Source organism: Actinomadura rugatobispora (genome assembly GCF_042656285.1).
Lineage (GTDB): Bacteria > Actinomycetota > Actinomycetes > Streptosporangiales > Streptosporangiaceae > Spirillospora > Spirillospora rugatobispora.
This window is the reverse complement of record NZ_JBHSON010000076.1, coordinates 51,260-76,450: the sequence shown is the minus strand read 5'-3', so window position 1 is coordinate 76,450 and position 25,191 is coordinate 51,260. Positions and strand designations below refer to the sequence as shown.

Annotated in this window: 24 protein-coding genes and 1 pseudogene; 22 read left to right on the top strand and 3 right to left on the bottom strand. The window is 74.0% G+C overall.

Annotated elements, in window-relative coordinates; genetic code table 11:
• Positions 1-2: 2 nt before the first annotated feature.
• From ACFPZN_RS40180 to ACFPZN_RS40165, 4 genes are all read left to right on the top strand, one after another.
• A complete protein-coding gene (locus ACFPZN_RS40180; protein ID WP_378287822.1) occupies positions 3-446 on the top strand; it encodes a nuclear transport factor 2 family protein in 444 nt (147 codons plus the stop codon).
• A gap of 71 nt (positions 447-517) precedes the next feature.
• Positions 518-1,624, top strand: coding sequence for an acyl-CoA dehydrogenase family protein (locus ACFPZN_RS40175; protein WP_378287821.1), 1,107 nt, complete (start codon positions 518-520; stop codon positions 1,622-1,624).
• Complete coding sequence (locus ACFPZN_RS40170) at positions 1,618-2,748, top strand: acyl-CoA dehydrogenase family protein (RefSeq protein WP_378287820.1); 1,131 nt, start codon at positions 1,618-1,620, stop codon at positions 2,746-2,748. Before ACFPZN_RS40175 ends, ACFPZN_RS40170 begins: the two co-directional genes overlap by 7 nt.
• A gap of 46 nt (positions 2,749-2,794) precedes the next feature.
• A complete protein-coding gene (locus ACFPZN_RS40165; RefSeq protein ID WP_378287819.1) occupies positions 2,795-3,592 on the top strand; it encodes an enoyl-CoA hydratase/isomerase family protein in 798 nt (265 codons plus the stop codon).
• Here ACFPZN_RS40165 and ACFPZN_RS40160 read toward each other — a convergent pair.
• Positions 3,577-4,290 carry a GntR family transcriptional regulator gene (locus ACFPZN_RS40160; protein WP_378287818.1) on the bottom strand — a complete coding sequence of 238 codons (714 nt, stop codon included), beginning with the start codon at positions 4,288-4,290 and terminating at the stop codon, positions 3,577-3,579. The genes ACFPZN_RS40165 and ACFPZN_RS40160 overlap by 16 nt on opposite strands.
• Before the next feature lie 218 nt (positions 4,291-4,508).
• Between ACFPZN_RS40160 and ACFPZN_RS40155 the strand changes: the two genes are divergently transcribed.
• From ACFPZN_RS40155 to ACFPZN_RS40145, 3 genes are all read left to right on the top strand, one after another.
• Positions 4,509-5,489 (top strand): Rieske 2Fe-2S domain-containing protein, encoded by a 981-nt coding sequence (locus ACFPZN_RS40155; protein WP_378287817.1) that lies wholly within the window; start codon positions 4,509-4,511, stop codon positions 5,487-5,489.
• On the top strand, positions 5,482-6,180 hold the full coding sequence (locus ACFPZN_RS40150) for a TetR/AcrR family transcriptional regulator (protein ID WP_378287816.1): 699 nt from the start codon (positions 5,482-5,484) through the stop codon (positions 6,178-6,180). Before ACFPZN_RS40155 ends, ACFPZN_RS40150 begins: the two co-directional genes overlap by 8 nt.
• 72 nt (positions 6,181-6,252) lie before the next feature.
• Entirely contained in the window at positions 6,253-7,491 is a 1,239-nt protein-coding gene (locus ACFPZN_RS40145; protein WP_378287815.1) for an amidohydrolase family protein, read from the top strand.
• 12 nt (positions 7,492-7,503) lie between these two features.
• Here the strand turns inward: ACFPZN_RS40145 and ACFPZN_RS40140 are convergent, their stop codons facing one another.
• Positions 7,504-8,166, bottom strand: coding sequence for a TetR/AcrR family transcriptional regulator (locus tag ACFPZN_RS40140; protein ID WP_378287814.1), 663 nt, complete (start codon positions 8,164-8,166; stop codon positions 7,504-7,506).
• A gap of 176 nt (positions 8,167-8,342) precedes the next feature.
• Between ACFPZN_RS40140 and ACFPZN_RS40135 the strand changes: the two genes are divergently transcribed.
• The 15 genes and pseudogenes from ACFPZN_RS40135 to ACFPZN_RS40065 form a co-directional block, all read left to right on the top strand.
• The gene (locus ACFPZN_RS40135) at positions 8,343-9,056 is read left to right on the top strand and encodes a GntR family transcriptional regulator (protein WP_378287813.1); all 714 of its coding nucleotides are present in this window, start codon (positions 8,343-8,345) and stop codon (positions 9,054-9,056) included.
• A 92-nt stretch (positions 9,057-9,148) separates the two neighbouring features.
• A complete protein-coding gene (locus ACFPZN_RS40130) occupies positions 9,149-9,694 on the top strand; it encodes a TetR/AcrR family transcriptional regulator (RefSeq protein ID WP_378287812.1) in 546 nt (181 codons plus the stop codon).
• Positions 9,691-10,149, top strand: a complete 459-nt coding sequence (locus tag ACFPZN_RS40125) for a hypothetical protein (protein ID WP_378287811.1) — start codon at positions 9,691-9,693, stop codon at positions 10,147-10,149. The genes ACFPZN_RS40130 and ACFPZN_RS40125 overlap by 4 nt, the downstream gene beginning before the upstream one ends.
• A 176-nt stretch (positions 10,150-10,325) precedes the next feature.
• Positions 10,326-11,072 carry an SDR family NAD(P)-dependent oxidoreductase gene (locus ACFPZN_RS40120; RefSeq protein WP_378287810.1) on the top strand — a complete coding sequence of 249 codons (747 nt, stop codon included), beginning with the start codon at positions 10,326-10,328 and terminating at the stop codon, positions 11,070-11,072.
• Positions 11,072-12,421: a class-II fumarase/aspartase family protein gene (locus tag ACFPZN_RS40115; RefSeq protein WP_378287809.1), complete on the top strand. Its 1,350-nt coding sequence runs from the start codon at positions 11,072-11,074 to the stop codon at positions 12,419-12,421. Before ACFPZN_RS40120 ends, ACFPZN_RS40115 begins: the two co-directional genes overlap by 1 nt.
• Positions 12,421-13,371, top strand: coding sequence for a thiamine pyrophosphate-dependent dehydrogenase E1 component subunit alpha (locus ACFPZN_RS40110; protein ID WP_378287808.1), 951 nt, complete (start codon positions 12,421-12,423; stop codon positions 13,369-13,371). Before ACFPZN_RS40115 ends, ACFPZN_RS40110 begins: the two co-directional genes overlap by 1 nt.
• A complete protein-coding gene (locus tag ACFPZN_RS40105) occupies positions 13,364-14,410 on the top strand; it encodes an alpha-ketoacid dehydrogenase subunit beta (RefSeq protein WP_378287807.1) in 1,047 nt (348 codons plus the stop codon). Before ACFPZN_RS40110 ends, ACFPZN_RS40105 begins: the two co-directional genes overlap by 8 nt.
• A 45-nt stretch (positions 14,411-14,455) precedes the next feature.
• Positions 14,456-15,454, top strand: coding sequence for a sugar ABC transporter substrate-binding protein (locus ACFPZN_RS40100; protein WP_378287806.1), 999 nt, complete (start codon positions 14,456-14,458; stop codon positions 15,452-15,454).
• The gene (locus ACFPZN_RS40095) at positions 15,448-17,022 is read left to right on the top strand and encodes a sugar ABC transporter ATP-binding protein (RefSeq protein WP_378287805.1); all 1,575 of its coding nucleotides are present in this window, start codon (positions 15,448-15,450) and stop codon (positions 17,020-17,022) included. The genes ACFPZN_RS40100 and ACFPZN_RS40095 overlap by 7 nt, the downstream gene beginning before the upstream one ends.
• Positions 17,012-18,310, top strand: a complete 1,299-nt coding sequence (locus ACFPZN_RS40090; RefSeq protein WP_378287804.1) for an ABC transporter permease — start codon at positions 17,012-17,014, stop codon at positions 18,308-18,310. Before ACFPZN_RS40095 ends, ACFPZN_RS40090 begins: the two co-directional genes overlap by 11 nt.
• 4 nt (positions 18,311-18,314) lie before the next feature.
• Positions 18,315-18,794 (top strand): VOC family protein, encoded by a 480-nt coding sequence (locus tag ACFPZN_RS40085; RefSeq protein ID WP_378287803.1) that lies wholly within the window; start codon positions 18,315-18,317, stop codon positions 18,792-18,794.
• Positions 18,791-19,138 (top strand): L-rhamnose mutarotase, encoded by a 348-nt coding sequence (locus ACFPZN_RS40080; protein ID WP_378287802.1) that lies wholly within the window; start codon positions 18,791-18,793, stop codon positions 19,136-19,138. Before ACFPZN_RS40085 ends, ACFPZN_RS40080 begins: the two co-directional genes overlap by 4 nt.
• The gene (locus ACFPZN_RS40075; RefSeq protein WP_378287801.1) at positions 19,135-20,037 is read left to right on the top strand and encodes an amidohydrolase family protein; all 903 of its coding nucleotides are present in this window, start codon (positions 19,135-19,137) and stop codon (positions 20,035-20,037) included. The genes ACFPZN_RS40080 and ACFPZN_RS40075 overlap by 4 nt, the downstream gene beginning before the upstream one ends.
• The gene (locus tag ACFPZN_RS40070; RefSeq protein WP_378287800.1) at positions 20,030-21,106 is read left to right on the top strand and encodes a Gfo/Idh/MocA family protein; all 1,077 of its coding nucleotides are present in this window, start codon (positions 20,030-20,032) and stop codon (positions 21,104-21,106) included. The genes ACFPZN_RS40075 and ACFPZN_RS40070 overlap by 8 nt, the downstream gene beginning before the upstream one ends.
• Positions 21,103-22,050: pseudogene (locus ACFPZN_RS40065) on the top strand (LacI family DNA-binding transcriptional regulator); the annotation flags it as partial. The gene ACFPZN_RS40070 and the pseudogene ACFPZN_RS40065, both read left to right, overlap by 4 nt.
• A gap of 96 nt (positions 22,051-22,146) precedes the next feature.
• Here ACFPZN_RS40065 and ACFPZN_RS40060 read toward each other — a convergent pair.
• Positions 22,147-24,720 carry a glycosyl hydrolase family 95 catalytic domain-containing protein gene (locus tag ACFPZN_RS40060; RefSeq protein ID WP_378287799.1) on the bottom strand — a complete coding sequence of 858 codons (2,574 nt, stop codon included), beginning with the start codon at positions 24,718-24,720 and terminating at the stop codon, positions 22,147-22,149.
• Positions 24,721-25,191: the final 471 nt, after the last annotated feature.

The following is a 25,191-nucleotide window of genomic DNA, read 5'->3' as shown; positions in this document are numbered from 1 at the left end:
CGATGACCGGTGCGGCGGGCGCCGACGGCGCGGGGGAGTTCCGGGCGGTCCGGGACGAGCTGGAGATCCGGGGCGCCCTCGCGCGGATCGCGATGCTGTCGGACATGGGCGACCTGGACGACTACGCGGCGCAGTTCACCGAGGACGCCGTCTGGGAGATGCCCGGCGTCCCGGTGAAGCGGGGCCGCGCCGAGATCCGGGCGGCGGGCGCGGCGCGCCGCGCCGAGGGGGCCACCGGCCCGGGCAGCGGCACCCGCCACGTCATCGGCACCACCGCGGTGGAGGTCGGCGGCGACGGCGGGACGGCGGTGGCGGAGTCGTACTGGCAGTTCTACGTCCGCACCGGCGCCGAGCCGCACCTGCGGTCGATGGGCCACTACCGCGACACCTTCCGCCGGGAGCCGGCGGGCTGGCGGCTGGCCCGCCGGGAGATCACCCCCGGTTGACCCGCCTTCTTTATGTTATATATTTTCTGCAATCTAAGGGATGCCGGGCACGCGGCGGCGCGGAGGTGCGGGTGGACGTCAGCCTGACCGAGGAGCTGCGCCTGCTGGCCGAGTCGGTCGCGTCGCTGGCGCGCCGCCACGCCACCACCGGCGGGCACCGGGACGGCGCGGCGATCGCCGGTCCCGGGCCCGACCGGGCGTGGCGGGCCGTGGTGGAGATGGGCCTGCCGGGCATGCTGCTGTCCGAGGAACCGGGCGACGGCCCCGGAACCGCCACGTCCCGGCCCATGGCGAACGCGACCCTCGCCGCCGCCCTCGCGGTGGAGGAGCTGGCGCGGGGGCTGGTGCGCGCGCCCCTGATGGGCACCCTCCTGGCCACCGCCCTGCTCGCCCCCGCCGCTGCCGAAGACCCCTCGGGAAGGGCCGCCGAGGCGGCACGCGCCCTGGCCCGCGGTGAACGGCCCGGAAGCGTCGTCCTCGACGGCGACCTGCTGGCCCCCGCCGCCCACGGCATCGCCTGGGACTGGAGCGACGGCGCCCTCGTCGTCGCCGTGGACGGCCCCGGCCTCGCCGAGACCGCCACGACCGGGCCCGCCGAGAGCGCCGACCCGACCCGAGGGCTCGCGAGGACGGCGAGCGCCGTCCAAGGCCCCCGCCTCGGCCCGGTGGAACCGCACCACCTGGTGCGCTGGGAGGCCCTCGCCCTCGCCCTGCTCTGCGCCGACCTGGTCGGCACCCTCGCGGGGACGCTCGACGCGGCCCTCGTCCACGCCCGTACCAGGCACCAGTTCGGGCGGCCCATCGGTTCGTTCCAGGCCGTCCAGCACCTGGCCGCCGACCAGCACGCGCTCATCGAGGGCGCCCGCAGCTGCGCCTGGCACGCCGCGTGGGCGGTGGACGCGCTCGGCCCCGAGGAGGCCCGCGACGCGGCGCGCGTCGCCAAGGCGTTCTGCTCGGAGATCGCCCGCCCGGTCGCCGAGGCCGCCCTGCAGATCTGGGGCGGGCTCGGCATGACCTGGGAGTGCGTCGCCCACCTCTACCTCAGGCGGGCGCTCCTTGACCGCCGGGCCCTGGGCGACGAGGAGCACCACTTCGGCGTGCTCGCCGACCGCCTGGGCGCCGTCCCCGCCGGAGCCCGTGCATCCGGAGCCGGCGCATCCGGAGCCGGTGCATGCTGACCTACGAGGACTCCCCGCAGGAGGCCGACTTCCGCGCCGCGCTGCGCGCCTGGCTCGCCGGGCACACCCCGGCCGGTCCGCGCCCGCTCGGCGGCCCCGAACGCGCCGCCTTCGACACCGCCTGGCACCGCGCCCTCTTCCGGGACGGCTGGATGGGGCTGTCGTGGCCCGCCGACTACGGCGGCCGCGGCCTGCCCCCGGTCTACGAGGCCGTCCTCGCCGACGAGGTGGGGGCCGCCGGCGCCCCGCCCGTTCCGCACTCGGCCTTCCTGGGCAGGGCGCTGCTCCACCACGGGACCGCCGAACAGCGCCGCCGCTTCCTGCCGGGCCTGCTCAGCGGGGAGGAGATCTGGTGCCAGGGCTTCAGCGAGCCGGACGCCGGCTCCGACCTCGCCGCCCTGTCCACCCGCGCCGAGCCGGCCGGGACCGGCTACGTCGTGACCGGCCGGAAGATCTGGACCAGCGACGCCGCCTGGGCGGACCGCTGCCTGCTGGTCGCCCGCACCGACCCGGGCGCCGCCCGCCACCGCGGGCTGTCCGCCCTGGTCGTGGACATGGGCGAACCCGGGGTGACGGTCCGGCCGATCCGCCAGGCCAACGGGGACGAGGAGTTCAACGAGGTCCTCCTGGACGGCGTGCGGGTCCCCGCGGGACGGGTCGTCGGACGCCCCGGAGACGGCTGGCGGGTGGCCATGACGACGGTCGCCTACGAGCGCGGGCCCGCCGACATCGGGTTCTCCTCCCGGTACGCCCGCGCCATCCGGCGGCTGGCCGGGCAGGCCGCGCACGCGGACCGTCCGCCGGCGGTGCGCCGCGCCGTCGCGCGGGCCTTCGTGCACACCGAGATGCTCAGGCTGCACGTCCTGCGCAGCCTGTCGGCGCGTTCGGACGGCGCGCCGCCCGGCCCCGAGAGCTCGGTGGACAAGCTGCTGTCCACGCGCACCGAGCAGCTGCTGTACCAGGTGGCCATGGACGCGCTGGGCACGGCGCCGCTCCTCGGCGACGAGGGCCCGGCGCTGTTCGACTACCTCTACTCCAGGGCCGCCTCCATCGCCGGGGGGACCAGCCAGATCCAGCGCTCCATCGTCGCCGAGCGCCTGCTGCACCTGCCGCGGGCCAGATGAGGGAAGCCCACGACCCCACGACCCCACGACGCTGAAAGGGGCGAGCATGGCGGACGCGCCACCCGCCGGGGACCGGATCCGGTACGAGACCGACGGACCCGTCGCCGTCATCACCAACGACCATCCCGGCAAGCACAACGCCTTCGACGACGCGATGGACCTCAGGCTGTTCGAGATCCTGGAGGAGATCGCCGCCGACGCGCGGATCCGCGCGGTGATCTGGCGGGGCGAGGGCCGCTCGTTCTCCTCGGGACGCGACGTCGGCGCGATCGGCGCCGGAACCGCGGAACTGACCCACCACGAGCTGATGACCCGCGGGCACCGCGGCATCCAGCGGCTGCTGGACCTGGAGGTCCCGGTCCTGGTGGCCGTGCAGGGGTGGGCGATCGGCGCCTCGTTCCAGCGCGCCCTGCTGTGCGACGTCCGGGTGGCGGCCGAGGACGCGCGCTTCATGCTCCCCGAGGTCGCGCACGGCGTCATCCCCGACACCGGCGGGGTGGCCCGCCTGTTCCAGATCTGCGGGCACGGCGTCGCCTCCGACCTGGTCCTCACCGGCCGCGCGATGGACGCCGAGGAGGCCCTCCGGCACGGGATCGTGTCCCGGGTCGTGCCGCGCGCGGACCTGGACGCGACCGTCCGGGAGATGGCGGAGAAGGTCGCCGCGGCGCCGTTCCTGACCGTCCGGATGGCGCGCCGGACGATCCGGAGCCTCGGCGAGCCGCAGGTGAGGGCGTCCATGGCGGAGGAGCTGATCGCGCAGACCTTCGTCCAGGGGTCCCGCGACTACGGCGAGTTCCGCGTCGCGCGGGCCGAGGGGCGGGAGCCGCGCTACACCGGCAGCTGAGGGCCGGACGCGGCGAACAGGCCGCGCTCCCGGAACAGCAGCGCGACCAGGTCGCCCTGGCGCCGCAGCATCCGCGCGTACGCGTCGGCGGCGCGGCCGGGGTCGCCCGCGCGGACCGCGTCCAGGATCGCCCGGCTCCCTGCCCGCTCGGCCTCGATCGCCCCCGGGACCAGCGCGAAGAAGTTGCCGGGCACGACCCCGACCATTGCCCGCAGCACCGCCCGCAGCCGCGGCGAGCTCGCGGTCTCCAGGATCAGCCGGTCGAACTCCCGGTTCAGCTCGGCCACGGCCGCGGGATCGTCCTCGCGCTGCAGCGCCGCGCACAGATCGGAGAGCCGGTTCGCGAGCTCCGGCGTGCGGCGCTCGGTGGCGCGCCGGGCCGCGAAGCCGAACACCAGCCCGTACAGCGCGTAGTGGTCGCGCACGGCCGCCTCGTCGAGCGAGCCGATGAACGCGCCGCGATGGGGCCTGATCGTGATCCAGCCCTCGCGTTCGAGCGACAGCAGCGCCTCCCGGACGGGGATCCGGCTGACGCCGAGGGCGCGCGCGATGTCGCCCTGCGGGACGCGGTCGCCCTGCCGCAGCCGCCCGTCGAAGATGAGCCTGCGGATGTAGAGCGCCGCCTGCTCGCCGCTGCTGCGCCGGACCAGCGAGTCGTCGGGGGCCGGCAGGGGCGAGCCGGGCGGTACGGGGCTCACGGCGCGCTCCCGTCCGCTCTGACGAGGGCGCCGTCCCGCACCGAAAGCCGCACCAGTTCCGCCACCCTCGCCCTCCGTTCCACGGACACCGCTGACGTTTTATTATATATAAAATCAAGTGTGAATCGCAGGTGTGGTCGGCCGCCCCGGCTGGCCGGGGCCCGCGAGCCGGTGTTACCGTCGATTGAAGAGACCTCTTTATTTCCGAGGAGGAACGCATGCCGCGCTTCCCGTTCCCCGTCCCGAACGGCTGGTTCGCCGTCGCGCGCAGCGACGAGCTGGCGGCCGGCGAGGTCAAACCCGCCCGCTACTTCGGCCGCGACCTGGTGCTGTACCGCACGGCCTCGGGCGACGCCCGGGTCATGGACGCCTACTGCCCGCACCTGGGCGCCAGCCTCGCCCACGGCGGCAAGGTGGCCGGCGAGCTGCTGGAGTGCCCGTTCCACGCCTGGCGCTTCGACGGCGTGTCGGGCCGGTGCCTGGACGTGCCCTACACCGACGCCGAGCCCTCGCCCAAGGCGGTCGTGCGGGCGTACCCGGTCGTGGAGCGGTTCGGGCTGGTCTTCGCCTGGCACCACCTGGGCGGCGCCGAGCCGTACATCGACATGCCGGTGATGGAGGAGTTCGACGAGGAGGACTGGACCGACCCGGTCTTCCACGAGTTCGAGATCGCCACCTGCTGCCAGGAGATGGCCGAGAACAACGCCGACTACGTGCACTTCAAGTACGTGCACGGGATGGACACCGTGCCCGGCGGCGAGGTGGAGTACGACGGCTTCGTCAAGACCGTCACCGAGCGCCAGGAGTTCAGGAGCAAGAGCGGCAAGCTCTACCCGCTCGACTTCACCCGCAAGTCCTACGGGCTGGGGCTGGGCGCGCTGCGGCTCAAGGGCGTGATGTCGTTCGTGTCCTCGGTGACGCCGGTCGACGAGGAGAACGTGCACATCCGCTGGGTCTTCACCGTGCCGGAGTCGATGAAGGACTTCTCCGCGAAGATGATCAAGACGTTCGTGGACGCCGTGGCCGAGGACATCCCGATCTGGGAGAACAAGGTCTACGTCGAGAAGCCGTTGCTGATCCGCGGGGACGGCCCGGTCATCGAGTTCCGGCACTGGGCCGGGCAGTTCTACGGCGAGGGCGTCCCCGAGCGGCCGTGGCTGCCGCCCCGGGTCAAGCGGCTGGAAGGCAGCGGTGTCTGAACGGTCCCCCGGCCCGCGCGGGGCGGAGACGCGGGAGCGGATCCTGGACGCCGCGGAGCGGCTGATGGCCGAGCGCGGCATCACCGGGGTGTCGCTCAACGAGATCAACACCGCCGCGGGCCAGCGCAACACCGCCGCCCTGCACTACCACTTCGGCGGCCGGGACGGCCTGCTCCGCGCGATCATGCGCCGGCACGGCGACTGGCTGCGCGACCGGCACGACGAGCTGTACGCGCGGGTCGCCGCGACCGCGACCGGGACCGGGCGGGACGTGCGCGGGCTGGTCGAGGTGATCGTCCTCCCGGTGGCCGAGTACATCGGCCTGGGCGCCCGCCAGCGGCACGGCGTCCGGGTCTGGACCTCGGTGCTGGCCCAGCCGCGGCTGGCGATCGAGGAGGTGCGGTCCGTCGTGGACCCGTCCCTGACTCTCGCCGGGCGCGCCCTGGTGGAGATCATGGCCGCGGACATGCCCCGCGACCTGGCGGTCGAGCGGCTGGTCGTGGCGTCGCAGTCGGCCATGCACGTGCTCGCGGACCGGGCGGTGCTGGAGGACGCGCCGGAGCGCCGGCGCGAGCCGCTGCCGCTGCCCCTGGTGGCGCGCAATCTCGTCGACATGACCGTCGCGGCCCTCCTGGCGCCGGTCGGCGCCGCCACCCGCGAGGAGGCCGCCGGCACCCTCGGCGCGGTCTGAGCCGCCCGGGGGCTCGTCAAAGGTTCCCTCGACACGTAACATGTATAAAGAATCCAGTATAAGGAGAAGCCCGTGACCGAACAGGTGGCCCGCCCGGACCTCCTGGGGGAGCGGCTGGCGAAGATCCCGCCGCTGGTCGACGTCGACGCCCATGTCGTCGAGCCCCCCGACCTGTGGAGCACCCGGCTGCCCGCCCGCCACCGCGAGGCCGGGCCGCGGATCGAGTACGCCCCCGCCGGCGAGGTCGAGCTGGTGGACGGCCGGTACGTCGAGACCCCGGGAACCGAGGGCCCCGACGTCGCCTGGTGGGTCTACGAGGGGGCCCGGAGCCAGATCAAGCGCTACATCGCCGCGGCGGGCGTGCCCGCCGACGAGGTGACCAACGAGGGCATCACCTACGACGACATGCGCGCCGGGTGCTGGCAGCCCTCCGAACGCCTCGCCGACATGGACGTCAACGGCGTCCAGGCGCAGATGTGCTTCCCCAACTACCCGCGGTTCTGCGGGCAGATCTTCCTGTGGGGCAAGGACCGCGAGCTGGCGAGGCTGTCGGTCGAGGCCTACAACGACTGGATGGTCGAGGAGTGGTGCGGCTCGTCCGGGGGCCGGCTCATCCCGCTGTGCGTCGTGCCGCTGTGGGACGTGGAGCTGGCCGTCGCCGAGGTCCGCCGCAACGCGGCCCGGGGCGTCCGCGCGGTGGCGTTCAGCGAGCTGCCCGCCTACCTCGGCCTGCCGAGCCTGCACGCGCGCTACTGGGATCCGTTCTTCGCCGCGTGCGAGGAGACCGGGACGGTGCTGTGCATGCACATCGGCTCGGGCACCAAGACCCCGCAGACCTCGGCGGACGCCCCGCCCGCGGTGGGCGCCACCATCATCTTCGGCAACAGCGTGGCCAGCATGACCGACTTCCTGTTCTCCGGCGTGCTGCACCGCTTCCCGCGGTTGAAGCTGCTGTACGCGGAGGCGCAGATCGGCTGGATCCCGTACCTGCTGGAGCGGATCGACGACGTCTGGGAGACCCACCGCGGCTGGGCGCACACCCGCGACAACTGCCCTGAGCCGCCCTCGATGTACTACCACCGGCAGATCCACAGCTGCTTCTTCAAGGACGAGGTGGGCGTGGAGATCCTGCACAAGGTCGGCCTGGACAACGTGATGTTCGAGACCGACTACCCGCACCAGGACGGCACCTGGCCGCGTTCGCGCGAGGCGGCCGCGCTCCAGTTCGGCCACCTCGACCGGGAGTCCGTCCACAAGATCGCCCGAGGCAACGCCATCCGCCTCCTCGGCCTCGACCTCCCCGAAGGCTGAGGCCGCCGGGCGTCACCGTCCAGCGCCCCCGGCGGGCGGGCCCTCCACCGCGAAGGCGGCGCCGAGGACCTCGTGCAGCCGGCCCAGGGCGAGCCGTCCCTCGGCCTCCGAGGGCGGCGCGCCCGCGTCCAGCTCGGTGATCTGGAACGCGCTGACCAGGCCGGTGAACATCCGCGCGAGCAGCACCGGGTCGCCGTCCCTGAGGTCCCCGGCCTCCTGGCCGAGCCGGAACAGCTCGGCCTGCATCCGCTGGGCGGCGCGGAAGTTCTCCAGGATGCGGCCGTCGCCGGGCGGTTCCGACAGCGGCGGCGCGATCGCCCCGCCGCGCAGCACCAGCCGCCCGAACTGCGGGAACCGCCGGAAGAACCCCACCTGCCAGTCGGCCAGGTCCAGCAGCCGGCGCCGCGGCGGCAGGTCGGAGGCCACGATGCGGCGCATGCCGGGCAGGAACTCGGCCGCGCGGCGCAGCATGACCTCGCGGTAGATCTCGTCCTTGCCGGTGAACAGGCCGTACACGGTCCCGACCGAGAACTCCGCCAGTTCGGCGATCTCGCGCAGGGACGCCTCGTGGTAGCCGGCGCGGGCGAACACCTGCTCGGCCGAGTCGAGGATCTGGTCCCTGCTCAGCGCCCGGCGCCGCTCCCGGCGCTGTTCCCGCAGACTGCGCTCGGTCATCGGTGGTGGCGTCTCCCCTCTGGCGGCAGAGTGCATCGTCACCGCGCGCCACCCCGGGGGACCGGCGGACCCGTCCGTACGCGGAGTGATTGGATACCGACTAAAGTATATCTTCTGGGTGATGGACGGGGCCGCCGTCGTCGGCCGGCACGGACGGACCACGACCGCAGGGGGGCATGATGCAGGACTGGGGCGAGGTGTTGCCGGGGCACGATCTCTCCCGGATGAGCAGCGGCGAGCAGGTGCGGCTCTACCTGCGCCGGCTGATCTTCGACGGGGTGCTGCGGCAGGGGCAGCGGGTCCCGCAGGACGCGATCGCGCAGGCGCTGGGCGTGTCGCGGATCCCGGTGCGGGAGGCGCTGATCGCGCTGGAGCGCGAGGGCTGGATGACGATCATCGCCCATCGCGGCGCCTTCGTGAACGCGCTGGACGAGTCGGCGGTGCGCGACCACTACGAGCTGTACGGGCTGTTCTACGGCTTCGCGGTGCGGCGCGCGGTGGAGCGGCAGGGCGCGGAACTGGGCGCCAGGCTGGCCACCGTCCAGCGCGAGATCGCCAAGGCCGAGAGCCCGGAGTCGCTGCAGGAGCTGACGATGCGGTTCCACCGCCTGGTGGTGGACGGCGCGCAGTCGCCCCGCCTCAAGAGCATGCTCAAGCAGATGACCGGGATCGTCCCGGGCAACTTCTTCGAGCTGGTGCCCGGCGCGCACGGCGTGGAGAAGCGCGGTACGGCGGCGATCGTGCGGGCGATCAAGAAGGGCGACGCGGCCAAGGCGGAGGAGGAGTACGCCAAGATGCTGCGCAACCAGGGCGACCTGGTGGTCAAGCTCTTCCGCGGCCGGGGCATGTTCGAGGAGCCCGCCGCCGAGGCCGGCGCCGCCTCCCGCTGACCCCGCGCGCACGCGCCGGGAGGGCGTTGCGGGACCTTTGTGTACGTTGATACTAGTACTGATGTACACATCGCCTGGACGGAAGGCGCGCCGTGGGTGCTTCCCGTGATCCGGAGGGGCGCCGCCGCGCCATCATCGAGGCGGCGGGCCAGCTGCTCGCCGAGGTCGGCGCCGGCAGGCTCACCCACCGGCTGGTGGCCGAACGGGCCGGGGTTCCGCTGGGCGCCACCACCTACTACTTCTCCTCCCTGGAGGACCTGGTCGCCCAGACGGTGGAGTACGTCGGCGAGCGGGCGGCGCAGGACCTGAGGATGCTGGGCGAGCGCCTGGCGCACGGCGGTGACGTGGCCGCCACCCTGGCCGAGGTGTTCGCCGAGTACTCCCGGGAGACCAGGCAGGCGGTGCTGGTGGCGGAGATGTACCTGGCCGCCGCCTACCGTCCCGAACTGCGGCCGGTGGCCCGCCGCTGGTTCGACGAGATGGCCGGCCTGCTGGCCGGCTACGTGCCCCGGCCCGTGGCGGTGGCCGTCACGACCTACCTCGACGGCATGTGGATCCGGGTGATGCTGCACGAGGAGCCCCCGGACCGCGACGCGCTGGCCGCCTCCCTGCGGGCGCTGCTGGCCCTGGAAGCATGACCGGCCCCGGCGGGCGGAGCGGTCGCCGGCTGGCGCGCCTTCTCGTCTCGCGCGGCCTGCGCGCCGTGCGGGAGCGGAGGCGGGGGCGCGGGGAGCACCCGCCCATGTGGGAGCTCTGCGACGGGGGAGCCGCGCCGGACCGGGTGCACCTGGTGTGCCGGCCCGCCACCTGGCGGACGCTGAACGCGCTGCTGGACGACGGTCCCGGCCAGCCCGCCGGCCCGCTCGCCGGCGGCCTGGTGGAGATCTCCCTCACCCGGTGCCAGGTGGCCGCCCTCGTCCAGCGGATCGCCGGGATGCGCTGGGATCTGTGGAAGCCGCGGGCGCCGCAGCAGGAGGCCGCGATCCGCTTCTACCGCGCCGTCGACCGCGCGCTGGAGGAGCTGGCGCGCGCTCGGAGGCCCCTCGCCCAGCCCCTGCGCGTCGTCGTGGACGAGCCCCTCCCGCCCGCCTGATCGGCCCTGCCCGCAGGGTGCCGGGCGGAGCCCGTCCGGGGCGGGGCAGAACATCTGATGCCCGTCCGCCGCGGGTGACGCAGGATTCGACAGATTCGACGTCGTCGGGGGCTTGTGTCGGATGTGTGTCCTCGGTTACCTTGCTGCGGCAGTCAAACGATTGAACGGAGGTGGCCGTGGAGCTGGCACTCAGTGGGCGCCGGATCCTCGTGACGGGGGCCGCCGGGGGACTGGGACGGGCGATCGCGGAAGGCCTCGCCGGTGCCGGAGCCCGCGTGGCGGCGGCCGACCTGCGCGAGGACGGGCTCGCCGGGGCAGGGGCGGTGCCGCTGGCGGCCGACCTCGCCGACCCCGACCAGGCCCGCGCCCTGCCCGGACGGGCGGCCGAGGCGCTCGGCGGCCTGGACGGGCTGGTCAACTGCGCCGGTGTCATGCAGACCAAGCCGCTGGCGCAGCTCGACCCCGAGGAGTGGCGGCGGGTGATCGACCTCAACCTGACCTCGGTGTTCCACGTCGTCCAGCGGGCCGCCGAGGTCATGGACCGCGGGGCGATCGTCACGCTGGCGTCGGTGGCCGCGCGGTCGGGACGGCCGGACGCGGCGCACTACGCGGCGTCCAAGGCGGCGCTGCTGTCGCTGACCAAGTCGGCGGCGCTGGCCTACGGCCCGGCGATCCGCGTCAACGCGGTGTGCCCGGGAGTGTTCATGACGCCGATGTGGGAGGGGATCATCGCCGAGCGCGAGCGGAGGTTCGGGGCCGGCGCGGGCCGCCGGTACCTGGACGAGGTGACCGCGGCGAGCGCGCTGAAGCGGGACGGGCGGCCCGCCGAGCTGGCCGGCGTGGTGGCGTTCCTGCTCAGCGACCTGGCCTCGTACGTGACCGGGCAGGCGGTCAATGTCGACGGCGGACTGGAGATGGACTGATGGGGCAGGCGTTCCGGCTGCTGTCCGCGCTGTACCACGACGAGCCGATGCTGGAGATCTGGTCGCCCGAGGCGACCGTGGCCGACTGGCTGCGGGTGGAGTCGGCGCTGGCGCTGGCCCAGGCGGAGACCGGCCTGCTGGCCCGGGAGGACGCGGAGGCCATCGCGGCGGCCTGCCGCCCGGAGCTGATCGACCTGGACGAGCTGTGGGAGGGCGCCCGCACGGTCGGGTACCCGATCCTGCCGCTGGTCCGGCAGATCGCCGGGCAGCTGCCGCCGGGCCCGGACGGGCGGGTGCACTACGGCGCCACGACCCAGGACATCATGGACACCGGCCTGGCGCTGCAGCTCGTCCGGTCCTGCGACCGGCTGGTCGAGCTGGCGCTGGAGCTGGGGGACGCGCTGGCCGCGCTGACCGAGTCCGGCGCCGGCCTGGTGGTGGCCGCGCGGACGCACGCGCAGCAGGCCGTCCCGACCACCTTCGGTGCGAAGACGGCGGTGTTCCTGGGCGAGGTCACCCGGGAGCTGGCCGAGCTGCGCCGGCTGCGGCCGGTGGTGGGCGTGGTGTCGCTGTTCGGCGCGGGCGGCACCAACGCGGCGATGGGCGAGGACGCGGCGCGGGTGCGGGCGGGGCTGGCCCGGCGGCTGGACCTGGTCGACACCGAGGTGCCCTGGCACGTGGCGCGCGACCGGGTGGCCCGGTTCGGGCAGGTGTGCTCGCTGCTGGCCGCGACCTGCGTGCGGTTCGCGCGGGAGGTGGTGGACCTGTCCCGGACCGAGGTCGGGGAGGTCGCCGAGCAGGACGGGCACCACCGCGGCGCCTCGTCCACGATGCCGCAGAAGGCCAACCCGATCTCGTCCGAGGCGGTGATCGGGTACGGGGTCGCGGCGTCGGGCGCGGCCGGGCTGCTGGCGCGGGCGATGGAGGCCGGGCACGAGCGCAGCTCGGGGGAGTGGCAGATCGAGTGGCTGGCCGTGCCGCAGGTCGCGGAGTACACCGCCGCGGCGGTGCGGCTGACGGCCGGGACGGCGGAGTCGCTGCGGGTGTTCCCCGAGCGGATGCGCGCCAACCTGCGGCTGGACGGCGGCCTGCTGATGAGCGAGGCGCTGATGATGCGGCTGGCCCCGGCGCTCGGCCGGGAGAAGGCCCACGACCTGGTGTACGCCGCGGCCGTCCGGGCCCGGGCCGAGGGGGAGGACCTGGTCAGCGTGTGCGCCCGGGACCTGCCCGACGACCTGCGCGAGGAGATCGGCCCGCTGGACCCGTCCGGCTACCTGGGCGAGGCCGCCGCGGTCGCGTCCGGCGCGGTGCGGGAGTGGAAGACGGTACGGAACGGAGGAGGGGATTGATGGAGGTCCAGGGGAGGCTGGCCGACCTGCACGCCATGTGGCGGATCCGCGCGCTCGAGGAGAAGCTGCGCGCGATGCGGCTGGACGGCTCGGTCGTCGGCTCGGTGCACCTGAGCGTCGGCCAGGAGGCCGGACCGGTCGGGGCGTGCTCGGAGCTGCGGCCCGAGGACGCGCTGTTCGCCACCTACCGGGGGCACGGGTGGGCGCTGGCGCGCGGCGTCCCGGCCGAGGCGATGCTCGCCGAGTTCGCGGGGCGGGCCACCGGCGTGAACGGCGGCCGGGGCGGCTCGGCGTACTTCACCGCGCCCGAGCACGGGTTCCACGGCGAGAACTCGATCGTCGGGGCCGGGCTGCCGATCGCGGTGGGCGCGGCGCTGGCGGGCCGGTTCGACGGCAGCGGCCGGGTCGCGCTGACGGTGTGCGGCGACGGAGCCCTGAACCAGGGCGCCTCGCACGAGGCGCTCAACATGGCCGCCGCGTTCCGCCTGCCGGTGGTGTTCGTCTGCGAGAACAACTACTGGTCGGAGCTGACCCCGATCGACGAGATGGTCGGGGAGCCGGAGCTGTGGCGGCGGGCCGCCGGGTACGGCATGGCGGGCGAGCGGGTGGACGGCAACGACCCGTCCGCGGTGCGCGCCGCCGTCCGGACCGCCGTGGCGCGCGCCCGGGACGGCCAGGGCCCCACCCTGCTGGAGCTGATGACGCAGCGGCTCGTCGGCCACTACATCGGCGACGCCGAGCAGTACCGGCGGCCGGGCGAGCTGGACCGGGCCCGCGAGGAGGAGCCGATCGCCCGGCTGGCCCGGGAACTGGAGGCGGCGGGCGTGCCGTCCGCCGAGATCGAGGACGCGCGGACGCGCGCCGAAGCAGAGATGGAACGTGCCGCCGCGGCCGCGCTGGCCGCTCCCCCGGCCGACCCTCAGAGCGCGAAGGACCACGTGTATGCCTGAGCTCACCGCCACCAGGCCCAAGGGAGAGGCCCCGGTGGCCGAGACGCGCCGGCTCAAGTACGGCGAGGCCGTCAACGCGGCGCTCGCCCGGGTGCTGGCGGAGCTGCCCGAGACGCTCCTGTACGGCGAGGACGTCGGCAAGCCCGGCGGCGTCTTCGGCGTGACCCGCGGGCTGCGCCGGAAGTTCGGCGACCGGGTGTTCGACACGCCGATCAGCGAGGCCGCGATCCTGGGCAGCGCGGTCGGGGCGGCGCTGATGGGCGCCCGCCCGATCGTGGAGATCATGTGGGCGGACTTCTCGCTGGTCGCGCTGGACCAGCTGGTCAACCAGGCGGCCAACGCCCGGTACGTCTCGCGCGGCGCGGCGCCCGCCCCGATCGTCGTCCGGACGCAGCAGGGCAACGCGCCGGGCGCGTGCGCGCAGCACTCGCAGTCGCTGGAGGCGCTGTTCCTGCACGTCCCGGGGCTGCGGCTGGCGATGCCGCGGACCGCGCAGGACGCGCACGACGCGCTGGTCAGCGCGGTGCACGCGGACGACCCGGTGATCGTCGTGGAGAACCGCTCGCTGTACTTCGGCGACAAGGCCGAGGTGGAGCTGGGCGGGGCGGCGCGGCCGATGGGCTGGTCGCACCTGCGCCGCCCCGGCCGGGACGTCACGGTGGTGAGCTGGGGCACGGTCACCTCGCAGGCGCTGGCGGCGGCCGAGTCGCTCGCCGCGGGCGGGATCGAGGCCGAGGTGCTCGAGCTCACCTGGCTGAACCCCCTCGACCTGGACGCGGTGCTGGCCAGCGTGGCGCGCACCCGGCGGCTGGCGGTGGTGCACGAGGCCAACGTCACCGGCGGCTTCGGCGGCGAGATCGTGGCGCGGGTCGCGGAGGCGGGGATCGCCCTGGACGCGGCGCCGCTGCGCGTCGGCGCCCCGGACGTGCGGATCCCCGCGGCGCCGGTGCTGGCGGAGCCGCTGCTGCCGGACGCGGGGTCGATCGCCGCGCGGATCTCCGCGCACGTGTCGGGACAGGTCTCCGGGTCCGCGCGCTGAGCGGGCCCGGCCGCATTAGTCAATCGTTAGAACGGAGGTGCCGCGATGGCACGCAGACAGGTCGTGGCGGCCGTGGCGGCCGCGCTGGCGGCGGTGGCCCTGGCGTCGGGTTGCGGGCAGGCGGAGGAGGGCGGCGGAACGCCGGCGGCCGCGGGCAAGAAGGACCTCACGGTCGGGATCTCCACGCTCGGCCTGAGCTTCCCCTTCCCCGCCGCGATCAGCAAGGGCATCAAGGCCGAGGCCGCCCGGCTCGGCGTCAAGGTGACCGAGGTGGACGCGCAGGGCAAGGCGGAGAAGCAGTCCAGCGACGTCCAGGACCTGGCGGGCCAGCGCCCGGACGGGGTGCTGCTGCTCCCGGTCGACTCGGGCGTGGCCACCGGCATGGCCGACCAGCTCAAGAACGCCGACATCCCCACGGTGGCGGTCGCGTCCCAGGTCGGCGACCCCAAGACCCGGCAGCTGAACGACGTCTACCCGGGCCTGGCCGCGCTGGTCACGCAGGACGAGTACGGCGCGGGCCGCAAGGCCGGCGAGCTGGCGGTCAAGGCCGTGCCCAAGGGCGGCGCGATCGCGGTCGTGGAGGGCGCCGCCGGGTTCGCCGAGACCCAGCAGCGGTTCCGCGACTTCCTGGCCCCGGCCAAGCAGGCGGGCGTGAACTTCAACGTCGTCGCCCGGCAGCCCGGCGACTGGGTGCCGGACAAGGCCCAGTCCGCCTGCCAGAACATGCTGGCCGCCCAGCCCCAGATCAAGCTCTTCTACGCCGAGAGCGACGACATGGGCGTGGGCTGCGCCAAGGCCGTCAAGGCGGCGAACTCCGACGCCGTCGTCATCGGGGTCGGCGGCTCCAAGCTCGGCACCGACGCGGTCAAGGCCGGCGAGCTGTACGGGACCGTCTGCTACAAGCCCGAGGACCTGGGCAAGCGCGCGATGCAGGTGCTGCACGAGCAGCTCACCGGAACCAAGAAGTACAACGCGCAGTTCGTCACCTACGAGACCCCGCCGATCACCAAGGACAACGTCGGCGACTGCCAGCCGCAATGGTGACGGGCACCGACCACAACGGCGCAGGCCACCACGGGGACGAGCCGCTGCTGCTCCTCGACGGCGTCACCAAGACGTTCCCGAACGGGACGCGGGCGCTGCGCGGCGTCTCCCTGGAGGTGCGCCCCGGCAGCGTGCACGGGCTGATCGGCGCCAACGGGGCGGGCAAGTCCACCCTGGTCAAGATCATCTCGGGGACGCATCCGCCGACCGGCGGGACCCTGCGCTGGGCGGGCCGCGACCGGCGCTGGCGCGATCCCGGCGCGGCGCGGCAGGCCGGGATCGCGACCATCCACCAGCACGTCCCGCTGGTGCCGACGCTGACCGTCCTGGAGAACGTCTTCCTGGACCGGCGCGGCGCCTGGCGGACCCCGCCCGCGCTGCGGGAGGAGTTCGCCGCGCTGGTCGACCGGCTCGGCTACCCCGTCGACCCGGACGCCGTGGTGGACGACCTGCCCATCGGCGTCCGGCAGATGGTCTGCGTGCTGCAGGCCCTCGCGGCCGGCGCCCGGCTGGTGATCATGGACGAGCCGACCGCCTCGCTGTCGGAGCAGGAGCGGCAGGTGGTGTTCGGCGCCGTCCGCCGGCTGTCGGCCCAGGGCACCGCGTTCCTGTACATCTCCCACTTCTTCGACGAGATCTTCGAGCTGACCGACCGGGTGACGGTCGTCCGGGACGGCACGACCGTGCTGGCCGAGGCCACCGCCGAGGTGACCGAGGGCATGCTGGTCCGCGCCGTCACCGGCCGCGAGCTGCTGGCCGTCGAGCGCGCCGGCGGCGCCGAGCCCGACCCGGACGCGCCGGTGGTGCTGGAGGTCGCCGGGCTGTCGTCGTCGGTGGGACTGCGGGACGTCTCCTTCGAGGTCCGCGCGGGCGAGATCGTCGGCATCGCCGGGCTGCTGGGCGCGGGCCGGTCGGAGATCATGCGGGCCGTCTTCCGGGACGACCCGTCCGCCACGGGCGCGGTCCGGGTGAACGGCGCCGCGGTGGGCCGGTCGGCGCGGGCCGCCGTGGCGGCGGGCATCGCCTACGTGCCCGAGGACCGCGCGGGCCAGGGGCTGCACGGCGGCCTGCCGATCTGGCAGAACGTCAGCCTGCCCGACCTGGCCCGGCTGTCGCGGGGACGGCTGGTGCCGCGCACCGCCGACGAGCGGGAGCGGGCCGCGCGCGCGGTCGCCGACCTGGGCATCGTCACCGCCGGCGTGGACGCGGTGCCCGGCGAGCTGTCGGGCGGCAACGCCCAGAAGGTGGTGTTCGCCAAGTGGATGTACGCCGACCCGCGCGTGTGGCTGCTGGACGAGCCGACCGCGGGCGTGGACGTCGGCGCCAAGGCCGACCTGCTGAAGCTGGTCCGCCGCTTCGCCGCGCAGGGCAGGGCGGTCGTCATCGTGTGCTCGGAGTTCGAGGAGCTGCTGTCGGTGGCCACCCGGGTGCTGGTCGTCCGGGGCGGGCGGATCGTCGCCGAGCGGCGCGCGGCGGACACCGGCGAGGAGGAACTGCTCATGCTGGCCCACGGCCTGCGGGCGGAGCCGAGAACGGAACAGGAAGAAGAGGTGCGCCATGAGCGCTGAAGCCACCCCGGGCCGGTGGCGGCTCCCGGCCGCGCTGCGGCTGGGCAACGCGGGCGTCGTCTACGCCTTCGCCCTGCTCGTCATGGTCCTGACCTTCGCCGGGCAGGCCCAGGGACGGGTGTCCTACCTGGGGCCGACCAACGTCGCGAACATCCTCGACCAGACGACGCTGATCGGCATCCTGGCGATCACCACGACGATCGTGCTGATCAGCGGGAACTTCGACCTGTCGGTGGGCGCGGTCGCCGCGCTCGGCGCCGCGGTGTGCCTGAGCCTGTCCGACGCGATCGGGTTCTGGCCCGCGCTGGCCCTCGCCCTGGGCTCCGGCGCGCTGGTGGGGCTGTTCAACGGCGTGGTGGTGCAGTACGTCGGCATCAACGCCTTCATCGTCACGCTCGGCACCATGACCGCCGTGCGCGGGCTCGTGCTGATCGTCACCGACGGCCGCACCGTGACCGCCCCCGACGGCGCGGCGCGCGAGGGGCTGCGCGCCATCGACGGCGGATCGTGGATCACTCCGAACCTGTACCTGCTGGCCGGGCTCGTCCTGCTGGCCGCGGGCGCCTGGCGGGCGGCCCGGACGCGGAACTGGAAGGCGCCGCGGGCGCTGGTGCCGCTGGCGGCCGGGATCGCGCTGGTCGCGGCCTCGCCTCTCCTGATCTTCACGATCCGGATCACCCAGCGCACCCTGTACCTGCTGGTGCTGGCGGTCGTGGCGGCCTGGGTGCTGCGCTACACCACGATCGGGCGGCGGCTGTACGCCAGCGGCGGCAACGCCGAGGCCGCCCGGCTGTCGGGCATCGCCGTCGACCGGTACCGCGTGGTGGCGTTCGTGCTCAACGGCACGGCCGCCTCGTTCATCGGCGTGCTCTACGCCGCCCGGCTCGGCTCGATCAACCCGACCGGGCTGTCGGGGTTCGAGCTCACCGCGCTGGCCGCCGCCATCCTCGGCGGGACCTCGCTGTTCGGCGGGCTCGGCAGCGTGTCCAAGTCGCTGGTGGGCGCGCTGATCCTGACCACGCTGAAGAACGGCTTCAACATCCTCAACCTGGGCGCGAACTGGCAGGGCCTGGTCGAGGGCGTGGTCCTGATCGTCGCCGCCGGCGTCTACACGGTGTCGCTGCGGCGCCGCCAGACCCGGCGCATCCGGGAGGCCGAGACGCCCGCCGCCTCGGGACCACCGGGCGAGCAGGGACCACCGGGCGGGCAGGGCCCGCCGGGAAAGGAAAAGGAGCCGCCGCCTGAGAAGGTGGTGGCGTCCACGGCCGCCGAGCGCAAGGAGGGGTGAGGGCATGCTCACCGCCGTCTGGCACTTCAGCTTCCACGTCGCCGACCTCGACCGCTCGGTCGCGTTCTACCGCGACGTGCTGGGCATGGAGCTGGTGCACGTCCAGGACCAGGACAACGAGTACACGCGGGCGCTGGTCGGCTACCCCGACGCGCGCCTGCGGGTCGCCCAGCTCGCCGTCCCGAGGCGGGATCCGGCGCGGGTGAGCACGCACGACCTGGAACTGGTGGAGTACGTCGTCCCGCGCGGCGAGCGCCAGGACCCCGCCCGCCACCACCCCGGCGCCGCCCACATGGCGTTCGCGGTGGACGACATCGACGCCGAGCACGCCCGGCTCACCGGCCTGGGCGTCCGGTTCGTCTCCCCGCCCAACCGGATCACGGCCGGGGTCAACGCCGGCGGCGCGGCCTGCTACTTCCTCGACCCCGACGAGATCACGCTGGAACTCGTCCAGCCGCCCCCGCGCGAGGGGAGGGCCGGATGAGGATCGCCCTGCACAGCGTCCTGCGCGAGGGGCGGGAGGAGGACTACGACCGGGAGCACGCGACGGTCCCCGGCGACCTGCTGGAGGCGCTGCTGCGCGCGGGCGTCCGCGACTGGACGATCTGGCGCAGCGGCCGCCACCTGTTCCACCTGGTCGACGCCGACGACTTCGCCCGCGCCCTGGACGTCCTGGCCGGCGACCCCGCCGACCATGCCTGGCAGCGGCACATGGCCGCGTTCGTCGAAGGCTTCGAGCCGGGCGCCGACGAGCGGACCGGCGCGCTGTCCAAGGTCTGGAACCTGCGCGAGCAGAGCGGCGCCGGAGGAGAGGAGCAGGCGACATGACCGCGACGGCGCGCACGCCGATCATCGACGCCCACCAGCACTTCTGGAACCTGGACCGGGTCGCCTACCCGTGGCTGACCCCCGACCAGGGCCCGATCCACCGGACGTTCGAGGAGCCCGACCTCCAGCCCCACCTGGACGCGTGCGGGGTCGACGGGACGGTGCTCGTCCAGTCGGCCGACTCCTACGAGGACACCGACTACATGCTGGAGGTCGCCGACCGGTGGCCGCGCGTGCGCGCCGTGGTGGGATGGGTGCCGCTGCTGCGCCCGGACGAGGCCGCGCGCGCCCTCGACCGCTACCGCCGCGATCCCCGCTACGCCGGCGTCCGGCACCTGATCCACGACGAGCCCGACCCCGACTGGCTGCTGCGCCCCGAGCTGCGCGACGGCCTGGACGCGCTGGCCGAGCGCGGCCTCACCTTCGACGTCGTCGCGGTGCGGCCGCGCCATCTGGAGCACGTGCCGGTGCTCGCCGAACGCCACCCCGGGCTGCGGCTGGTGATCGACCACCTGGCCAAGCCGCCCATCAAGGAGCGGGGCCGGCGGCCGTGGGCCGACCTGCTGGCCGACGCCGCCGCCTTCCCCAACGTGTCGTCCAAGGTGTCCGGCCTGAACACGGCCGCCGACTGGGAGACCTGGACGGCGGCCGACCTGCGCCCCTACGTCGAGCACGCGCTGGAGCTCTTCGGCGCGGACCGCCTGATGTTCGGCGGCGACTGGCCGATCTCCGTCCTGGCCGGCGGCTACCGCAAGGTGTGGGACGAGACCGCCGGGCTCCTCGACGGCCTCGCGCTCACCCCCGCCGACCGCGCCCGCCTCCTCGGCGGCACCGCGATCGACGTGTACCGCATCCCCGAACCGCACGAGAAGCCCGAACGAGGCCCGACCCATGCTTGAGCTGTTCACCCCGATCGCCGACCAGGCGCGGATCACGGTGCCCGAGCACCACCGCCGCCCGATCGCCGTCGTCGGCGCGGGCGCGATCGTCGACGTCGCGCACCTGCCCGCCTACCGCGCGCACGGCCTGCCCGTCCGCGGCCTCTTCGACCTCGACCAGGACCGGGCGCGGGAGGTCGCCGCCCGGCACGGCGTCGAGCGCGTCTACGCCTCGCTCGACGAACTGCTCGCCGACGAGGCGGTGGAGGTCGTCGACATCGCGGTCGTCCCGACCGCGCAGTCCGCGGTCGCCCGCGCCGCCCTCGACGCGGGCCGGCACCTGCTGTGCCAGAAGCCGCTGGCCCCCGAGATGGACGAGGCCCGCGAGATCGCCGACCTCGCCGAGAAGGCCGGCCGCCGCGTCGCCGTCAACCAGCAGCTGCGCTGGGACGAGGGGATCGCCGCGGCGCGGGCCATGGTGCGCGCCGGCTGGATCGGCACCCCCACCGCCATGTCGTTCACCGTCGACATCAGCACCGACTGGAGCGGCTGGGGGTGGCTGATGCGCTCGGACCGGCTGGAGATCATGTACCACTCGATCCACTACCTGGACGCGGTCCGCTCCATTCTCGGCGACCCGGTGCGCGTGTTCGCCGCCGCGTCCCGCACCCCCGGGCAGGCCGCGGCGGGGGAGACCCGCACGATCAGCACCCTGCTGTTCGGCGGCGGCGCCCGCGCGGTGCTGCACGTCAACCACGAGAACCGCACCGGCGACCAGCGCGCGGAGTTCCGGATCGACGGCGACAAGGGCGCGATCCGCGGCACGCTGGGGCTGCTGTACGACTACCCGCACGGCCGCCCCGACACCCTGGAGGTCAGCAGCGCCGTGGCGCCCACCGACGGATGGGCCCCCTACCCGGTGACCGAGCGCTGGATCCCCGGCGCGTTCGCCGGGCCCATGGCGGCGCTGCTGCGCTGGATCGCCGAGGACGAGCCGTCTCCCACGTCGGCGCGCGACAATCTCGGTACGCTGGCCCTCGTCCAGGCTCTGTACGACTCCATCGAAAGCGGCGAGGCTCGGCCACTGTGACCCGGTCCACCGAGGATGGCGTCCGGCGCACCCGCCGGGTGACGCTCGCCGACGTCGCGCGCAGGGCCGGGGTCGACAAGGCCGTGGTCTCGCGCGTCGTCAACGGCGACCCGCGGCTCAACATCCGTGACGAGACCCGCGCCCGGGTGCACGCGGCGCTCAAGGAGCTGGACTACCGGCCCAACGCGGCGGCGCGCAGCCTGCGCACCGCCCGGACGGGCACGGTCGGCCTGTTCATCCCCGACTTCGCCAACCCCGTCTACGCCGAGATCATCACCGGGGCGGAGGCCGCCGCGGCCACCCGCGACTGCGCGCTGATGGTCGGCTCCTCCACCGCCGGCGGCGGCGCCCGCGGCTACCTCGACCTGCTCGGCCCCGGCCGCGTGGACGGGCTGCTGCTGGCCGGGGGCGCGATCACCGACGAGGAGCAGGCCATGCTGGCCGACCGCGGCCTGCCGTGGCTGTTCGTCAACCGGCGCGGCCGCACCTCCGGCCGGCACGTCATCCTGGACGACGGGCTCGCCGCCCGGATGGCCGTCGAGCACCTGCTGGAGCTCGGGCACCGCCGCATCGCCCACGTCGGCGGCCCGGCCGGCGCCGACACCGCGTTCCGCCGCCGCGAGGGCTACGCGGCGGCGCTGCGCGCGGGCGGCCTGGAGGAGGACCCGCGGCTGATCGTCCAGGGCGACTACGGGCCGGGCGGCGGCGCCCAGGCCGTCCACCGGCTCCTGGAGGGGCCCGAGAGGCCGACCGCCGTGTTCGTCGCCAACGTCACCTCGGCGATCGGGGTGCTGAGCGCGCTCCAGGCGCACGGGCTGGAGGTGCCGGGGGAGGTGTCGGTCGTCGCGGTGCACGACCTGCCGCTGGCCGAGCACCTCGTCCCGCCGCTGACCACGGTGCGGATGCCGCTGCAGGCGCTGGGCGCCCGCGCCACCGAGCTGCTGCTGTCGGTGCCGGCCGACCACCCCGTCGAGGAGGTCGTCCGCGACCCGATCGAACTGGTCGTCTTCCGGGTGCCGCGGCCGCTCCGTCATTTCCGGCTATCGCCTCCCGACCATCGTGAAATAGCTCGAGCTGCCCTGCCCCGAAACCCCGGAATTAGGTCCGAGGGTGACGCGCCCGGCCGGGAAGTCCTTCTTGAGGATGACGAACGTGGTGTCGGTCGTCTTGACGGTCGCGCCCGTTTCCGTGAAGCCGTCCTTTTCCAGCCATCCGGGCCACCAGGTGCCTTTGCCGCGTGCGTCGAAAGCGACGTGGACGGTCGCCGGCGCCTTCAGGTCGAAGGTCAGGTAGCCGGCGGGCGAGGTCATTTTGGAATCGTTGTTGGCACCGCGGATCAGTTCCGCACCGTTCAGTTCCGCGGGCAGCTCCGAGATCACGTAATGGCGGTCGACGTGCGTCGTCGCGCCCTGCTCCGCGCGCACCAGCGGGCGCAGCTTGTCCGGGGCCACCACGCTCACGAGCTCGCCCGGGATCTGCGGCACGCTCGTCTCGACGCCCAGCGTCCGGTTGCCCAGGTGCCGGACCTCCGTCGCCGGCTCCCCGGTGACGCCCTGGAACCGGAACGAGGAGACCGGGCGGTCGACCCGCTCCACCAGGTAGGAGTGGCCCTTCTTGACGCGCAGCGGGATCACCCCGGCGTCGGTCGGACCGGCCAGCGGCCTGCCGCTGACGCCGTCCGCGACCCGCACCTTCCGCCCCGGCCACGGGTTCTGGATCCGGAGGTCGTCGTCGCGCGCCGCCTGGACGCCGACCACGCCGGTCTCACCGCCCTTCACCTCCGCGCTGACCCGGTGCCCGCCCTGGACCTGCACCGAACCGGCCACGTCCCAGCCCTTCGGCCAGGCCGACGCGACCCGCACCACGCCCTCGTAGGACTGGACGAGCGACTCCTGCACGGCCGACGACACCACCGCGCCCCAGCCGTTGTAGTAGTTGCTCTCCCGCAGCGCGTCGGCGTTCTTCCCGTGCGCGGTGAACCCGCTCGGGAAGACCTGGAAGTCCTTGGTGCCCTGGATGAGCAGGTTCTTCACGTCCTCGCCGCGGCCCAGCCGGGCCGCCTGCAGCGCGTCCTCCGACCACTCCCGGGTCTGGACGTAGACGCGGTTGCGGAACGTGGACTGCATGAGCGCCGAGTCCTGGCCGTACACGCCCCAGGGGAACAGCACCTCGGTGTCGGGGTTCTGGGTGTTGCGGCCCTGCTCGTCGGTGCCCGACCACGCGATCACCTGCTCGCCGTTGCGGGTGACCGTGCGGAAGTCCGGGATCTTCGGCAGCGTCGCGCGCAGGTCGCGCGCCAGCGTCCGGTCGCCCCGCCCGTCCGCCAGCCCGGCCACGATCGGGAAGATCACCCGCATGGCCGCCAGGTCGGGGGCGGGGTCGGAGGTGTCCCACTGGGTCTCCAGCGCGTTCACGTTGTGCAGGTGCAGCTTCCCGTCGTCGCCCTCCTCGAGGATCGACAGGTAGAAGCGCGTCACGTCCCGCATGAGGGGATAGGACTCGTCCAGGATGGAACGGTCCCCCGTGTACCGGTACTGCAGCCAGAGGTTGTAGACCACCTCGGGCCCGGTCGTGACGATCCGGTTCAGCCAGTCGGGCGGCCTGGTGCTGTCGCAGGCCTCGGCCGTGCCGGTGTAGCGCAGGAACTCGGCCACGCACACGCCCTCGGAGCCCTTCCAGTGGGCGCGGGTCCACGCCCGCATCTCCTCGAGCCGGTCGAGGTACAGCCGGAAGTACGGGGTGTTGAACTCCTCGGTGTCCGCGCCGAAGTTGGTGTAGACGGGCTGCCGCAGGTTGAAGTGCCACCAGTGGTCGGCGGACCAGTGCACCGCGTCCTTCCACGGCGAGAACATGTTGATCACGCCGCCATGGCTGCTGGGGACGGGGCCGCGCATCGTGGCCGCGGTCATGTAGAGCTGCTGCGCGCGCAGGTTCTCCATGTACTCGCCGGAGCCGTCCGCCGAGGTGATCCGCATCGGCGCCGCGCCCGCCCAGAACCGGTGCCACCACGTCCGGTGCGCCCGGTCGATCCCGGAGCCCCCGGACCCGGCCAGTGCCGTGCGGGCCGCCTTGCCCAGGTCACCGCCGGTGTAGGAGGGGACGCCGGTGACGATGCGGAACCCGCCGTCCGGCCGCGGCTTGAAGCTCACCCGGACGGTGCGGGCGTCGACGACCTCGGCCTTGACGTCCCGGCCCAGCGCGGTGACCGCGGCGACCGCGCCCGTCCTGCCCTTGGACTCCTCGTCGGTGAAGGTCTCGGCGAGCGCCGCGGTGCCCTTGGCGGCGTGGGCGGTGGGGGTGCGTCCGTCCCAGAGCCGCAGCTCCGCGGTCTGCGTGACGTTCGGGTCCGCGCCGGTGACCTCCAGGACGAACTGGTCCTTGTCCGCGCGCACGTAGCTGCGGGCCGACATGCCGCCGCCCTGCTGGACGAGGTCGGCGTCGTGCAGGCGCAGCCGCCCCCGGTAGTCGGACGCCCGCATCAGCGGGAACAGCCCGGGGACGGTCAGCCGCCCGGCCGACTTCAGGTTGGGAAAGGTGTCGGCGCGATTGAGCTGCGCGCTGAAACCGTCCTCGGCCCAGACCGCGGCGCCGAGCGTTCCGTTGCCCGCGGGCATGCTTTGGTACGCCTGCCACGACGGTTTTTCCAGGACCAAGTCAGAACGTGAGACGACTCCGCCGGTGTCGACGCGGAGTGCGCCGTTCCGCCAAGCCGTGGTGCCGCCGGAATGGGGTTCCGCGGCGACCGCCGGAACGGCGGCGAGCGTCGTGGAAAGCGCGGCGGCGGCGAGTATCGCGATCCCGCTTCGCCTCATGGGCGCCGTCTTTTCAAGGGGACCCTCCTCGGGTTGGTCAATCGATTGACCAAATTTTCCCATGACGCCGAAATTCCGGCAAGAATGGCACCCGCTCCCCGCCCCCGGCCGCAGCGCCCACCCCCGGTGACGCCGATCACATCCATGCAGGTCAGCGCGGTGGACGGGGTACGCTCGACGACGCGAAAGTGATCTGGATCACACAGCCGTCAGGCGCCCTCCGGCTCGCGACCGAGCGCCGGGAAGCCCGCCCACCTGACAAACACGCGTCCA

What these genes read in the sequence shown, in the direction of transcription:
- ACFPZN_RS40080 (WP_378287802.1), top strand. Translation starts at nt 18,791, where the DNA reads ATGAGGATCGCCCTGCACAGCGTCCTGCGCGAGGGGCGGGAGGAGGAC.
- ACFPZN_RS40180 (WP_378287822.1), top strand. Translation starts at nt 3, where the DNA reads ATGACCGGTGCGGCGGGCGCCGACGGCGCGGGGGAGTTCCGGGCGGTC.
- ACFPZN_RS40090 (WP_378287804.1), top strand. Translation starts at nt 17,012, where the DNA reads ATGAGCGCTGAAGCCACCCCGGGCCGGTGGCGGCTCCCGGCCGCGCTG.
- ACFPZN_RS40115 (WP_378287809.1), top strand. Translation starts at nt 11,072, where the DNA reads ATGGGGCAGGCGTTCCGGCTGCTGTCCGCGCTGTACCACGACGAGCCG.
- ACFPZN_RS40135 (WP_378287813.1), top strand. Translation starts at nt 8,343, where the DNA reads ATGATGCAGGACTGGGGCGAGGTGTTGCCGGGGCACGATCTCTCCCGG.
- ACFPZN_RS40070 (WP_378287800.1), top strand. Translation starts at nt 20,030, where the DNA reads ATGCTTGAGCTGTTCACCCCGATCGCCGACCAGGCGCGGATCACGGTG.
- ACFPZN_RS40100 (WP_378287806.1), top strand. Translation starts at nt 14,456, where the DNA reads ATGGCACGCAGACAGGTCGTGGCGGCCGTGGCGGCCGCGCTGGCGGCG.
- ACFPZN_RS40095 (WP_378287805.1), top strand. Translation starts at nt 15,448, where the DNA reads ATGGTGACGGGCACCGACCACAACGGCGCAGGCCACCACGGGGACGAG.
- ACFPZN_RS40165 (WP_378287819.1), top strand. Translation starts at nt 2,795, where the DNA reads ATGGCGGACGCGCCACCCGCCGGGGACCGGATCCGGTACGAGACCGAC.
- ACFPZN_RS40140 (WP_378287814.1), bottom strand. Translation starts at nt 8,166, where the DNA reads ATGACCGAGCGCAGTCTGCGGGAACAGCGCCGGGAGCGGCGCCGGGCG.
- ACFPZN_RS40075 (WP_378287801.1), top strand. Translation starts at nt 19,135, where the DNA reads ATGACCGCGACGGCGCGCACGCCGATCATCGACGCCCACCAGCACTTC.
- ACFPZN_RS40155 (WP_378287817.1), top strand. Translation starts at nt 4,509, where the DNA reads ATGCCGCGCTTCCCGTTCCCCGTCCCGAACGGCTGGTTCGCCGTCGCG.
- ACFPZN_RS40125 (WP_378287811.1), top strand. Translation starts at nt 9,691, where the DNA reads ATGACCGGCCCCGGCGGGCGGAGCGGTCGCCGGCTGGCGCGCCTTCTC.
- ACFPZN_RS40060 (WP_378287799.1), bottom strand. Translation starts at nt 24,720, where the DNA reads ATGCCCGCGGGCAACGGAACGCTCGGCGCCGCGGTCTGGGCCGAGGAC.
- ACFPZN_RS40110 (WP_378287808.1), top strand. Translation starts at nt 12,421, where the DNA reads ATGGAGGTCCAGGGGAGGCTGGCCGACCTGCACGCCATGTGGCGGATC.
- ACFPZN_RS40105 (WP_378287807.1), top strand. Translation starts at nt 13,364, where the DNA reads ATGCCTGAGCTCACCGCCACCAGGCCCAAGGGAGAGGCCCCGGTGGCC.
- ACFPZN_RS40170 (WP_378287820.1), top strand. Translation starts at nt 1,618, where the DNA reads ATGCTGACCTACGAGGACTCCCCGCAGGAGGCCGACTTCCGCGCCGCG.
- ACFPZN_RS40085 (WP_378287803.1), top strand. Translation starts at nt 18,315, where the DNA reads ATGCTCACCGCCGTCTGGCACTTCAGCTTCCACGTCGCCGACCTCGAC.